Source organism: Acidobacteriota bacterium, from assembly GCA_035529075.1.
Classification (GTDB): Bacteria; Zixibacteria; MSB-5A5; order GN15; family FEB-12; genus DATKXK01.
In genome coordinates, this window is the sequence record DATKXK010000015.1 from 215581 (window position 1) to 228151 (window position 12571).

The following is a 12571-nucleotide window of genomic DNA, read 5'->3' on the forward strand; positions in this document are numbered from 1 at the left end:
CCAGTCTGAGTAACTTTCGGTGCTGAAAATGACGAAGGGTGAGCCGCACGGCTCACCCTTCCCCGTTTCCGCACCGGAACGATTGCGTTTAGCCTACCTGCTGCGGCTCCCTGTTGACCGGCTGCTCGGGCACGGGCTGCCCGGCCGGCTCGACCTGGCGAACGCGGCCGAAAGCCATCATGCCAATCATGACAAAATTGACCAGCGGGACTATCATGAGCACGCCGATCAGAGGTGGATTGCCGGTCCGCCGGGCAACGTCCATCCACAGAATCGCAAGACAGATGATGTTGACGAACGGCACCAGACAAAACACGAACCAGAGCAACGACTTCTGTGCCATCTGAATCAACTGGATCACGTTCACCATGGGGATGAAAGCGAGCCAGGGGGTGTTGTGCCGGAGCTTCTGCGCGATTCTATACTGCGCGTAGGTGAAATAAACGTAAGCGGCGATGACGACGAGGTAGAAAAGGATGCCCTCGAATCCGCCGCTGTTGCTGGCCTCATACATACCTGCCTCCACGGTTAAGATTTCAGGTCTGGTTGTGACAGTTCGGAGATGATGTTACGATACTGCCGTAAATCGACCGGCAGGGGACGGATCATTAGGTTCCCTTTACCGCCGCGCCCGGCGCGGTTTCGGCCGACGCATACTCTGTGCAAAACTGGTACACCTTGACGGGCCGACGGCAGGCGGCCAATATGGCCGCCCGGCGGCGACCGGCTTTAATAGTTGCTCCGGCTTCGGCATTGCCCTATTATCAGGTTCGTGAGCCTCTTTCAGGAGAAGATTCAGCAGGCGGGAGGCCTGCTCGACGAGTTAAGTATTGACCTCTGGATGATCTTTGCCCGTGAGTCGAGCATGCAGGCCGATCCGGCCATGCCGATCGTGGTGGGCTATGATGTCACCTGGCCGTCGTGTTTCATGTTTACCCGGGACCGGCAGGCCATAGCGTTGGTGGGCAATCTCGACGAGCATAATTTTGTTTCCAGCGGTCGATTCACGGAGGTCCTGACGTACACTCAGGACGTTCGGCAGGAAATTGTCCGCCTGCTTGAACGCATTGATCCGAAGAAGATAGCCATCGATTACTCGCTGAGCGATCCGGCCGCGGACGGTCTGACGCACGGGATGTATCTGGTGCTCTTGGAGTCACTCGAGGATACGCCCTACCGCGAAAGGCTCGTTTCGGGCGAGGTGCTCATATCAAAACTCCGCAGCAGAAAACTGCCGTCGGAAGTTGAGCGGTTGTCCTCGGCCGCCCGGATGGGGCACGACGTCTGGCAGGCGGGGATTCCGGAACTCGCGGTGGCTCTGACGGAGAAGCAGGTGGCCGCCATCCTGGATGATCTCATCGGGCAACACGGGGGTTATAACGCTTTTCCCTCGATTGTCAACGCGGGCGACAAGACGAAGCCGGGCCACGGCCTGCCGACGGACGCGAAACTTGCACCGGGCGACCTTCTGCACGTCGATTTCGGCGTCAGTGTCGACGGTTACTGCTCCGACCTGCAACGGCTCGTCTATTTTCGCAGGCCCGGAGAAAGCCGTCCCGGGCCCGAACTGACCGACGCCTTCGCGCTTGTCTGCGATATCATTACCGAATCGGCAAAGGCCTGCCTTCCGGGGGTCACGGGATACGACGTTGACCAGCAGGCGCGCGACACCCTGCGGGACCACGGCTACCCCGAATACCAGCACGCACTTGGTCACCAGCTGGGACGATCGGTCCACGATGGCGGCGCCATCATCGGTCCCAAATGGGCAAGATACGGCGGCTCACCGTCCATCCCGCTCGAGGTCGGCAACGTCTTTACGCTGGAACTCGAGATCATGCTGCCGGGGATAGGTTGCGTGGGCCTGGAGGAGGATATTTGTATCACCGAGACAGGGGGAGGTTTCCTGTGTCCACGACAGTTGGAACTGGTTGTCAAGTGAGAAAGGTCACTGTTGTGCTTCTTATTGCGGCAGTGGCCGCCGGCTGCGGCCCAAAGAGGATGCCTGAGGAGTCGGCAGGGTGCGGCGCCCCGCAGGGACTGGCCGTGCAACCCGGGAACGGGTCAATGACCGTCACGTGGGAGCGACACGGCTGCAGGATTATAGCCGGCCACAACGTGTACATCAGTCGGGAGCCGCTGGTGCAAAGCTACCCGGGGACCGTCATGCCGGAATCAGTCCGGCCCTTCAACGTAGAGCCGTACCCCGGAGATACGAATCCCGACGACGGCATCGAGCACTTTATGGCCGAGGGGCTGGAGAACGGCGTCAAGTACTACGTTTCCGTGCGGATCGTCTTTCCGGACCGTTCCCTGTCCAGGCCTTCGCGGGAAGTCGCAACCGTCTGTGGCCCGAGGGGGGAGATTGAGCTTTCCGTAAGGTTCAGTTCCGAGAGCGACGGGTACTCGTTTGAGAAGGATGCTTACGTGCGCGCGGACTCGCCTGACAACGACGTCTACTACTTTGTCAAGGACGGGATTGACTACCTCGCCTCGCCGAACCGGCTGGGTGGTTTCCTGCGGACGAACAACCTTGTTGTTCTTCCCTTCCAGGGAGAGCTTGCGGATATCAGTCCGAAGATTGCAGCCCTGGGACCGATCCTCTCCGGCGACCGCGTGATAATCAGGCAGGGAGACTGGGTGCTGGTGCGTACGCCGGAAAACCGGAATGCCCTGGTGCACGTCCTCGGCTTTCGTGGTGAGAACAAGGAACGGCGCGCCCGGCTCTTTTTTGCCTATTCCACTCTTACCGACGGCGAGATGCTGTTCTGACGCCGCTGAAGCGGCGCCAGCGGGGGCCGCGCGCTCCGCGACGCGGGGCTCTTCCACTCCTTACCCGTTACGGGCATACGGGCGGAGGACCCTCAATGAAAAGGTACCTTATCAGGTACGTAAGGTCCGAAATGTCGACCACGCCGTCGGCGGAGCCATCGACGTTTGCCTGTTCCATGGCGGCGGGCGGGGTGTGCGTCACGAACAGGTAGTCTATAAGAGCCGTAAGGTCACCGATGTCAACAATACCGTCCGGGCTGCCGTCCAGGTTGCCGCACGCACCGCTGTAAATGTGTCCGGCAACGACGCGCGGTTGGTACGTCGTGTACAGCGCGTCCAACTCCAGCGAGTATCCTTTCAGGGTCGTGGTGTCGATGGTGTTGGTTCCCCCGATGATCTGGTAGAAGAACAGATAGAGTATCGGGCCCTTGCCGGGTTCGAGCGGGCCGGCCTCTGCTTCTCCCGGCCGCAGGCGGAACACCAGTTTCTGCTCCGAGGGGTTGGATTCGATCAGGCTGACGTCCTGGAAGTACTCGGTTCGGCAGCCGGCCGTACTGAAACCCGTATACCCCAGCGTCGGATCACCCAGGAAGGACACCGGCAGGATGAGTTCGTGCACCGGGTGGGTGTTTTTAAGGACCACCGGAATCATGACACTGGTCGGCGGATTGGTGGCCTGACCGCCGAAGAAGATCGTGTCGCCCAGGGCGACGATCATGCCACGCTGTTGGCGGCGGTGGTGACCGTCCGGCAGAACCGCGTCCAGCGTAACGTCGTACAGGCCGCCTTCGAGGTACTCGTGCGACGGGTTACGTTCCGGCGACGTTTCACCGTCGCCGAAATCCCACAGCCATCCCGATGCGCCCGCCGAACTGTCCGAGAACTGGACAGTCAGCGGTGCCCAGCCGGACCTCGGCTCCGCAAACATCTCTACTGCCGGCCTGGTCGTGTTGGCGAAGGCCATGTTCACCGTATCCCAGTTGGCCACGGTCAGGTCGTTGGTGAACGAGTAGCGGTACTGAACGATGACGTCACTGAGAGGTTCGGACGCCAGCGACACCCATCCGGAGACGAGGTCATAGCAGTAATCGGCGTTCTCGGCGGTGACGCCGTCCACGACGACCGAATCAACCGCATACAGGGGGTGGTGCCGGACATAAAAGAGCCGACGACCGGATTCGGCGGGCATGGTATCCGCAAACAACTCGACCCCGGTGCCGTCGATATCGGCCCAGGCCAGCTCCTCCGCCACAATCTCAATGTCGCTGGTCCAAACCGGCGCCGTGGTGAACGTAACCCCGAGGTTCTCGTAAATGAACAACTGGCGAAACCACCGGCCCGCGGCCAGGTCATCGTCACCGTCATTGTCATAATCATACAGCGCCAGTGCTGAACCGGCGCCGCCGTTGAATGACTGCCAGCCGTAATCGGGGTCAAGTTGCCCCGCGCCGTCATTGAAATAGGCGCGGAAATATCCGTCTCCATTCTGCTGGTTGTTATACGCGACTACCAAATCCAGCCAGCCGTCGCCGTTCACGTCGCCGAAAGTAAGGGTGTTGCCGGATTCGGCCGTTGAGGCCTGCCAGGACGGTGTCGTCTCGAGCACACCCGCGTCGTTGTAATAGACTGCGGCCGGGCTCCAGGTGTAACACAAAGCCAGGTCAAGATCGCCGTCGTTATCGACGTCTCCCCAGGCGACGTCATACGCCATGGTGGAATCGGCCGACTCCCAGACGGCCGGGGCGGCAAAAGCGCCGTCGTCGTTAAGGTAGACCAGATCCCGTTGGCGGTCGCCATAGTATCCTTCCCCGGTCGAGAAGGCGATATCCAGGTCGCCGTCGTTATCCAGGTCGCCGAGGGCACAGGAAAACGTGAAGAGGCTGTCCGGAGTGAACCAACTCGGGTACATCTCCGGAAGGGAGCCGTTGTTCAGATAAAGATCGGAGACGTTGGGGCGGGTAAACCCGAGGCCGAGGTAGTTGGCTACGATGAAATCCGGGAAGCCGTTGTCGTCGATGTCACCGACCGCACAGTGCCCGGAATAGGCGTGGTTGATCGAGGTCCACGTGGCCTGGGCCGGGAGGACGCCCAGCTGAGAGACGTGAATGGTGTTGTGGGCCATGGACATGTCGTTGCCGTTCGAAAAGAAGACGTCAATCACGCCGTCGTTGTTGCAGTCGCGCCACATCATGCCCGTGCTGTAAAGGCCAAGCTCCGCGGTCGACCAGAACGGCATGCCCTCGATTGGCGGGCTGCCGCCAAAAGCCCCGGCCGCCAGACTCACGCACCCCCAGCAGAATATGATTGACCTCAGACCCATCTCGGTTCCCCCGAATCCTATCGTTGGTTTTGTGCCTCCGGAGATCTGCCTACTGTCACAGGTGTTTCCTCACGCTCATACATCAAGACGCCTGTGCCTGCGCCTTCGTTCAATACCGGTCCGGGGCGTTGCCGCGCCCGTGCGCACCTAACGGCAGGGTGCGGGCGGCATGGGCTCAAGAAACAGGTATATGATCAGCGCCGTCAAGTCACCGATGTCAATCAGGCCTTCGGGGTCGCCGTCGATGTTGGCCTCCCCGGGACAGGACAGCGGACTCTTGCTGAGGAAAAGGAAGTCGATCAGGGCCGTCACGTCGCCGATATCGGTAAGGTCCTCGGCGTCCTGATCGACGTTCCCGGTGAGTCCTTCGCAGCAACCGCCCGGGTCGACCGTGGCAACGGCTGAAGGCGGCGAAAAACCGCCGGGAGCGTCAGTCGCCATGATCATGTAGCTGTATGGCTCTGTGCCGGTGGCCGTGGTGTCGACGTACGCGCTGTCGGCGCCCGGGTCGGCCAGGTCGCCGGCCGGATTGTCAATCCGGAAGAATGAACCGTTCGATGAGGCCGCCCGGCGGTAGACGTGGCAGGTCAGGCCGGCAACCCGGTCCCACGCGAGCTGGACTTGCGCCTCCCCGATTTTCACCCCGACCAGGCCGGTGGGCCGGGACGGAAATGCCACCGGCGCTAATTGTACATCCTCCTGCTGGTAGGAATTGTCCGGTATGAGCTTGCTTAGCCGGAAGAACTCCCCCCGGATCGTGTCGAAAAACAGGTAATCATAGGGCATTCCCGGCGCCTCGCTGAGGAAATTCTGGAAATCGTCATACCACTGGCCGTTCTCGTAACCGGCTCCGTCCGATATTGACAGCCGGACCTCGTCGTCAGTCTCGTTGAGGTAGCCGAAAAACACCAGGTCGGAATCTTCCGGTACCGCCTCATCGGCGTTGGTTGTCAGCCCAAAAATGGAGCCCTGTGCCGAAACGGAGGCTCCAAGCACGGTTAGCAGGAGAAAGCTGCTCAGAGCCAGCAGGAGTCGTTTTCCCGCGTCTTTCCGCGGTTTTTGCGCCTCCGGGCGCGGCGCTGCAACTCGCTTTGACTGAAGGTCTGCTGTGGACTGATTCATGCCGGGATCCGCTAATTGAGTATGTGCGGGTACACTGCCAGAAAGTACCGTCTCAATATACCCGATATACCTATCGTCGCAAGACTGATTTTTGAGCAGCCGTGGCCGGGGAAACCGGGCGGCCCGGGTTGTCCGCAAAATGGAGCTTGAATTATCCCGTCACGGGCACTACTATGGAAAAAACCCGGGCGGAGCAGCCACCTGACCGAAAGCAGAGAGGCAAAATGCATCTGGTAACAGGAGGGGCGGGATTCATCGGCAGCCACCTCGTCAAGGGACTCAACAAGCGGGGCGTCTCTGATATTCTCGTGGTTGACGATCTGACGAACGGCGGCAAGTTCAAAAACCTGAGCGATTGCCAGGTGGCCGATTACATGGATAAGGAAGAGATGCGGGTGGCGATCATGGACGGTTCGTTTTCGCTCGAACCCGAGGTCATTTTCCACCAGGGGGCCTGTACCGATACCATGGAGCGGGACGGCCGCTACATGATGGAAAACAACTTCACCTTCTCCAAGCTCCTTCTTGAGTATGCCCTGTCGCACCGAATTCCCTTCATATATGCGTCCAGCGCCGCGATCTACGGGCTGAACAGGTCGAGCGAACCCCTGCCGAAAAACGAACGACCGCTGAACGTCTACGGATATTCCAAGCTTGCTTTCGATCAATACCTTCGCCGCCGTCTGGATGACTCTGCGGCTACAGTTGCGGGACTTCGCTATTTCAACGTGTACGGACCGCGTGAGACCGAGAAGGGTAAAATGGCTTCCATGGTCTACCAGTTGTACCGACAGATTCGCGACACCGGCGAGGCGAGGCTGTTTGAGGGCACCGACGGGTTTGCCAACGGACAGCAGAGGCGTGATTTCATCTACGTCGAGGATCTCGTCCGCATAAACCTGTTCTTTGCCTCGAAAAGCGGATTCAGGGGGATAGTCAACGTGGGGACGGGCGAAAGCCGCAGTTTCAACGACGTGGCAAACGCACTGGTTACGCTTCTTAAGAAGGGGGCGGTCAAATATATACCTTTTGACCGAGAACTCGAAGGCAAGTACCAGAGCTTCACGGAGGCTGACCTGACCGCTTTACGCAAGGCGGGGTACGGTGAGCCGTTTACGCCGCTTGAAGAAGGTATTGCCCAATCTGTGGAATGGTGGGGCCGGTAACGCTCCATCCTCACTGTCCGTCACGTTCCGGCTGATGACAGCCTGACTCGTTCCAGCGCATCGTCGAGCCGTGGTCCGAGATTTTTCCAGCAGTACGGTGACACGGCCTTCAGCCCTCGCTGCGGATCGTCTCCCCATAGTTGACCCGAGTCCGCGAGACTCAGCAGGTGCGTGAGTTTTCTTACCAGGTCCTCGAGGCTTCCGTCGTAGAAGAAATCATCGGAGTTTTCGACGCGGTCGGGGCTGAGAATTTCCGGGTAGGCCAGGCGCCGGGGGAGGAGGGGATAGGCACCGGCCGCGATCGCTTCGACCACGCTGACACCGAAGAACTCATGGGCGGCGGTCGAGACGACGACGTCCGCTTCCAGGAGTGCGCGTTCATAATCCACGCGGCTTTCTTGATAACCCCAGCAGCGGACCCGTTCGCCGAGCCACGCTCTGGCTTCCGCGAAGACCTCCGGTACGCTTGAAAACTGTTCACCGACCACGCTCACCTGGAAGCCGACGCCACGGTTCATAAGTATCCGAAGGGCGCCAAAGAACATCTCCGGGTTCTTGTCGTGCTCCCACCGGGCGGCCCAGAGAAGGCGCGGCGGGCCGGCGGCGCGCCCGGGGTCTCGCTGCGGCATCTCGCGAATTCCCTGCGGCTGGATTCGGGATTTGGCCCGGATGCCGTCAATCCTGTCGGTCAATTGGTGGTCCGGCATCTGCTTCAGACAGCCCGTCAGCGCGCCCAGGAATGAATCCCGGTGGAAGGCCGAGTTGAACCAGACCTCGGTCGCGGCCAGCGCCGTCGTGAAATTCGTCAGGGCGAAATGAACGTCCCGCTCCTCTTGACGGCGAACCGGGTAGGTCAGCTGGTTCTCGTGAAAATACGCTATCGCCGGGAGTGCCGACACCCTCCGGCCGACCAGGCCCCTGAACTCGGCCAGGCTGAGCATGTCTGAACACCATATGATATCCCACGTTTCCCCCGCCGCCAGTAGGCGATTCACTTCCTCAGCGAGGGTGACGGGCGCATGCCGCATGCGCCATTTCCACTTGAAGGGGGGCAGAGTGAGTGTTGTCCACCCATGGTGACTGATCGCCGACCAACCCTCGAGAAAAGCTCGGTGACTGCCGCCAAAGTATGGTTCGAGTGCCAATATTCTCATCATGCCGTCCGATCCGTCAAAATTACTCGGCGGCCCACTTCCTGTCAACGTGCGACTCGACTATCGAGTGCCTTCCTGTTTACAGGCGGGACGATTTCTGGTTTATTCAGGGGGAACGTTTACGACGGACCTTGCAGGTCAACGCGGAAAGGAGCGTAATGAAGGTCGGATTTATAGGACTTGGCAAACTCGGGAGAGCTATGGTCAACCGGCTGCTCTCTCAGGGCGTAGAGTTGACGGTGTGGAATCGAACCCGGGAAAAGGCTGCCGGGCTGGCGGTGCAAGTCGCCGACACTCCGGCCGACGTCGCGTCGTCGGCCGACACGGTAGTTCTCAACCTGTTCGATTCCGATGCCGTCGGAGCGGTCCTGGAAGGTGACGGCGGGCTGCTTCGGGGCGACTGCCGGGGGAAAATCATCGTGGATACGACCACGAACCATTTTGAGGCGGTTCCGGCGTTTTACGAGAGCTGCACGGCGGCGGAAGCAACGTACTTGGAGGCGCCGGTTCTCGGGAGCGTGGTACCGGCCGCGCAGGGGAAACTGACGATACTGGTGAGCGGTTCACCGTCCGGCTTTGAGCGCAGCCGGTCTTTGCTCGAACGCCTGGGCAGTCGAATCTTCTTTCTGGAAAAGCCGACCATGGCCACCCGTATGAAGCTGGTCAACAATCTTGCCCTGGGGTCGTTCATGGTGACGATTGCCGAAGCGCTGGTGGTCGGCGAATCGCTCGGGCTTTCACGGGAGGAAGTGCTGGACATCCTGGCCGCGGGCGGCGGCAATTCCGGTGTGCTCAGGGCCAAAAGGAGCAAACTGATCGACGCCGACTTCTCGCCCCAGTTCGCTGTGGAGGCCATCTACAAAGACCTGGGCTGCCTGCAGGATCTTGCGCGGGACCAGGCCAAACCCTTGTTCATGGGGAGCATGGCCAGGGGGATTTTCGGCCTGGCGCGGGCCAGGGGAATGGCCGAACTGGATTTCTCCGCAGTGCACCGGGTCCTCAGCGAGTCATAGCAAATGCGGCCGGGGCATCACCACCCCGGCCGCGCCGTTTCCACTACCGGATCGATCTACGGCTTCTTGTCTTTGCCCCTGGATTCTTTGGTCTTCCCCTTAGATGCTTTGCGATCACCTTCGGAGCCCTTATCGGCGGCGAACTGCTTCTTACGCTGCTTGTCCTTGCGAGCCTTGACTTCCGTGTTAATGGCCACGAAGTTCTTGCCCTGTTGTCTAATCTTGATAACTTCGTCGGGTGAGTAGCCGTGACGTTCCGAAATGAATCGGAGGTTCACTAGGTTGATGACGTCAGCGTCGGCCAGCCGTATTTCACCCCATTTATTCCGGGCCCGTTTTCGAAAATGCCCGTATGCTTTCCCGTACGGCGGGCCGGGATCCACCGATACCGGAACGTAGAAGATCTCAGCGCTGAGGCCGAAGTGCAGCGTTATGGCCATCCACGACTTGTCCTTCAGGCGAAGGTCAATGATCACCCCGGGGGCTACGCCGGCACGTTTCGCGAGGAAAAAGACTACCGGCAATTCCTCGTCCGGGATATTCCGCTCCCGTACGATCAGTACCTGCTTCTGAGGCACCTGGTAGTGATCGCCGATGGCCAGGTAGAATCCCTTGATACCATCGTCGCCGATAGAGACCCCGACGTCGACATCGGCCCGGCTGCGCGTGGCCGAGAAGCCGAGGCTGAGGATAGATAGTGCAGCGAAAATGAAGATCTTACGCATTGGAATCCTCCCGCGAATTGATCGCGTTTGCGAATTCAGTGATCCGGGGCGTTTCTCAGGAAACTACATGTACCGTATATCGGCGCGAAGGGAGACGTAATTGAGGAAACGGGTCAGGCAGTGGACGGGAGAACGTCGGCCGGTCTGCCGTGTCGGCAGACCGGCCTTCAGTGCTTACTTTAAGCGCGGCGACGCGTTTGCGGTTACCGCTTTACGGTTACTGTGACGGCCGGCGCGCCTGGCCGGTATACGGCGGGCAGGCAACAGGCAACTCGTTCGAAATAAACAGGTAGCCGATCAACCGGGTAAGATCGCCGATGTCGATGGTGGCCGCCTCGTCGCCGTCGGTGTTGGCCTCGGCGTCACAACAGAGCGAAGCCTGGGATATGAACAGGTAGTCAATCAACGACGTCAGATCCCCGATGTCGACAATGTCATCTGGATCACAGTCAACGTTACCCGTGAGAGCGACGCAACAGCAGGAATCGCCAAACCCGTCGCCGTTGGAATCCTCCTGGCCCGGGTTATAGACGAAGATGCAATTATCGCAACTGTCGGGCACGGAGTCCGAATCGACGTTAAGGTGATCGTCAAAGCCCGGGCATACATCGCACGAATCGCCGAACCCGTCGCCGTCGGTATCCTCCTGGCCGGGATTGTAGGCAGCGATACAATTGTCGCAGACGTTGCCCACCGAGTCGCTGTCCTGGTCAGCCTGGTCGGCGTTGGCGCTGTCGGGGCAGTTGTCCAACTGATTGGGAATCCCGTCACCGTCAGCGTCGCCGTATGGGTTGTGCACGTAGGCATACAGATTGTCTCCGATAATGGAGTCGACCCTGACCACGATTCCGCTCGGCCCCTCGTAGCCGTCGCTGGAAGGGTACGTCGTCGGGCTGAATAACTCCTGCCCCGGCACATCGTCGGAGAACGGTGCCTGTAAACGCGTTTCGTACGGGTACCACCACCGGGCGCTGTCGGTCACGAATCCCTCCGGATTGCTCCAGGCGTCCTGCGTCGGGTTATAGCCGGCATCCTCCACGGCCACGGTGTAGTGAGGGTAGTCGGGTGTTCCCGCGTTCACGTTGCCGTACTCCGTGAGCGAATCGTGGACGTGGGTAATCAGCAGGCCCCTGTCCAGGATCTCCGCTCCGTAGGCCAGATGCGGCCAGAAGAAAACGCTGAAGTCGGAATTGCGCTTGTCGAACGACGCGGCAGAATACGGATTTCGATACTCCAGAAGAAAGTACTCGCCCTCGGCCTCGTTGATCGGGAGTTTGAAAAGCGAGTTCTCGCTCACCGTTTCAATGTTGGGAATAACCAGGTTCTCGTAGGTGCCCGCCAGGGTAACGGGCTCAATCCAGCCCAGTTGCTTCCGGCTCCATCCACACGGATGGGAAGGGATGGGGGAACCGAGCGAAAACACTCCGTAACCGTAGTACCCCATTATGCACCAGTCCACCAGCGGGTGGTCATTGGCATCGTCAGGCGTGCTGTACGTCTCCGTGTTCATTTTTTCATCGTAATCGTACAGGTCGGGTAATCCGAGGTTGTGTGTCAGTTCATGGCAGAAGACCCGGATTCTGTTCAGGGTGTCCAGGCCCAGAAACTCGGTGGGATTTGCGGGATTATGCAGCGGCAACAACTCCGGACAGGTGTTCCAGCGCGGGATATGTTCGCCGTCAAAAGGTCCCGGGCCGGTGCCGAGCGGGTAAATATAGGCGTAGGACCAGATATCATACGGGTCCTGCGTATCCTCCATCCCCGTACCGGCACGGAAGAACATGAGAGCATCCACGTTGCCGTCCTGGTCGGCGTCGTAATCAGTGAAATTGATCATCATGTCGATGTCGGGCAGCAGCGCCTCAAAGTCATACCAGCCGCTGCCGTCGTAGTACCCGGCCGGGTACCAGTCAAGGACGTCGCCGACGACCGTCATCTGTCCGTAAGACACTTCGTGGTAGTAGTCCGCGACCGAGCCCCCGGGATACACGCCGCGCGAGAAGAAAAGGCTGTCCAGTGTTTCCCGGGAGTAGGTTCCCGGGCGGTTTGACCATTCTGTCGGAATAACCAGCAGTTTGAGCGTGTCACCGGTGAAGCGGTATTGAGAGATTGCCTGCAGTTCCTCGTCGGTCAGCATGCTCGGGGGCAATCTCCCCACCTTCTGCTCGAGTACGTCCTGCGGGACGTCATAGATTACGCCTCGTGACAGGTCAATTGCTTCTGTTACGGTCGCGACGATCACCAGGAACATGGCAACCGTGAGACCCTGCTTTACCAGTGACATTTTTCCTCCGTCCAG

10 protein-coding genes are annotated in these 12571 nt (G+C 59.7%); 4 read left to right on the top strand and 6 right to left on the bottom strand.

Features of this window, described 5'->3' with window-relative positions; all coding sequences use genetic code 11:
• Positions 1-88 precede the first annotated feature (88 nt).
• On the bottom strand, positions 89-514 hold the full coding sequence (locus tag VMY05_10640) for a DUF5684 domain-containing protein (protein ID HUV31532.1): 426 nt from the start codon (positions 512-514) through the stop codon (positions 89-91).
• Positions 515-772: 258 nt separating this feature from the next.
• Here VMY05_10640 and VMY05_10645 point away from each other — a divergent pair, with 258 nt between their 5' ends.
• Positions 773-1942, top strand: a complete 1170-nt coding sequence (locus tag VMY05_10645) for a Xaa-Pro peptidase family protein (GenBank protein HUV31533.1) — start codon at positions 773-775, stop codon at positions 1940-1942.
• Entirely contained in the window at positions 1939-2772 is an 834-nt protein-coding gene (locus VMY05_10650; protein ID HUV31534.1) for a hypothetical protein, read from the top strand. Before VMY05_10645 ends, VMY05_10650 begins: the two co-directional genes overlap by 4 nt.
• Positions 2773-2839: 67 nt before the next feature.
• Here VMY05_10650 and VMY05_10655 read toward each other — a convergent pair whose 3' ends face one another.
• Both VMY05_10655 and VMY05_10660 read right to left on the bottom strand, forming a co-directional pair.
• Entirely contained in the window at positions 2840-5092 is a 2253-nt protein-coding gene (locus VMY05_10655) for an FG-GAP-like repeat-containing protein (protein ID HUV31535.1), read from the bottom strand.
• 147 nt (positions 5093-5239) lie between these two features.
• Positions 5240-6214, bottom strand: coding sequence for a hypothetical protein (locus VMY05_10660; protein HUV31536.1), 975 nt, complete (start codon positions 6212-6214; stop codon positions 5240-5242).
• A gap of 224 nt (positions 6215-6438) precedes the next feature.
• Between VMY05_10660 and rfaD the strand changes: the two genes are divergently transcribed.
• Positions 6439-7380 (top strand): ADP-glyceromanno-heptose 6-epimerase, encoded by a 942-nt coding sequence (gene rfaD / locus VMY05_10665; protein HUV31537.1) that lies wholly within the window; start codon positions 6439-6441, stop codon positions 7378-7380.
• A gap of 20 nt (positions 7381-7400) precedes the next feature.
• On the opposite strand, the gene VMY05_10670 is transcribed toward rfaD, so the two are convergent.
• Positions 7401-8537 carry a DUF3524 domain-containing protein gene (locus VMY05_10670; protein ID HUV31538.1) on the bottom strand — a complete coding sequence of 379 codons (1137 nt, stop codon included), beginning with the start codon at positions 8535-8537 and terminating at the stop codon, positions 7401-7403.
• Between VMY05_10670 and VMY05_10675 the strand changes: the two genes are divergently transcribed.
• Positions 8510-9547, top strand: a complete 1038-nt coding sequence (locus VMY05_10675) for an NAD(P)-dependent oxidoreductase (GenBank protein ID HUV31539.1) — start codon at positions 8510-8512, stop codon at positions 9545-9547. The genes VMY05_10670 and VMY05_10675 overlap by 28 nt on opposite strands.
• Positions 9548-9603: 56 nt before the next feature.
• Here VMY05_10675 and VMY05_10680 read toward each other — a convergent pair whose 3' ends face one another.
• Both VMY05_10680 and VMY05_10685 read right to left on the bottom strand, forming a co-directional pair.
• Positions 9604-10272, bottom strand: coding sequence for a hypothetical protein (locus VMY05_10680; protein ID HUV31540.1), 669 nt, complete (start codon positions 10270-10272; stop codon positions 9604-9606).
• 217 nt (positions 10273-10489) lie between these two features.
• A complete protein-coding gene (locus VMY05_10685; protein HUV31541.1) occupies positions 10490-12556 on the bottom strand; it encodes a M6 family metalloprotease domain-containing protein in 2067 nt (688 codons plus the stop codon).
• Positions 12557-12571: the final 15 nt, after the last annotated feature.

Excerpts from the sequence above, each read along its gene's own strand:
- VMY05_10675 (HUV31539.1), top strand. The coding sequence starts at position 8,510 with ATGGTTCGAGTGCCAATATTCTCATCATGCCGTCCGATCCGTCAAAAT.
- VMY05_10640 (HUV31532.1), bottom strand. The coding sequence starts at position 514 with ATGTATGAGGCCAGCAACAGCGGCGGATTCGAGGGCATCCTTTTCTAC.
- VMY05_10680 (HUV31540.1), bottom strand. The coding sequence starts at position 10,272 with ATGCGTAAGATCTTCATTTTCGCTGCACTATCTATCCTCAGCCTCGGC.
- rfaD (HUV31537.1), top strand. The coding sequence starts at position 6,439 with ATGCATCTGGTAACAGGAGGGGCGGGATTCATCGGCAGCCACCTCGTC.
- VMY05_10685 (HUV31541.1), bottom strand. The coding sequence starts at position 12,556 with ATGTCACTGGTAAAGCAGGGTCTCACGGTTGCCATGTTCCTGGTGATC.
- VMY05_10670 (HUV31538.1), bottom strand. The coding sequence starts at position 8,537 with ATGATGAGAATATTGGCACTCGAACCATACTTTGGCGGCAGTCACCGA.
- VMY05_10660 (HUV31536.1), bottom strand. The coding sequence starts at position 6,214 with ATGAATCAGTCCACAGCAGACCTTCAGTCAAAGCGAGTTGCAGCGCCG.
- VMY05_10655 (HUV31535.1), bottom strand. The coding sequence starts at position 5,092 with ATGGGTCTGAGGTCAATCATATTCTGCTGGGGGTGCGTGAGTCTGGCG.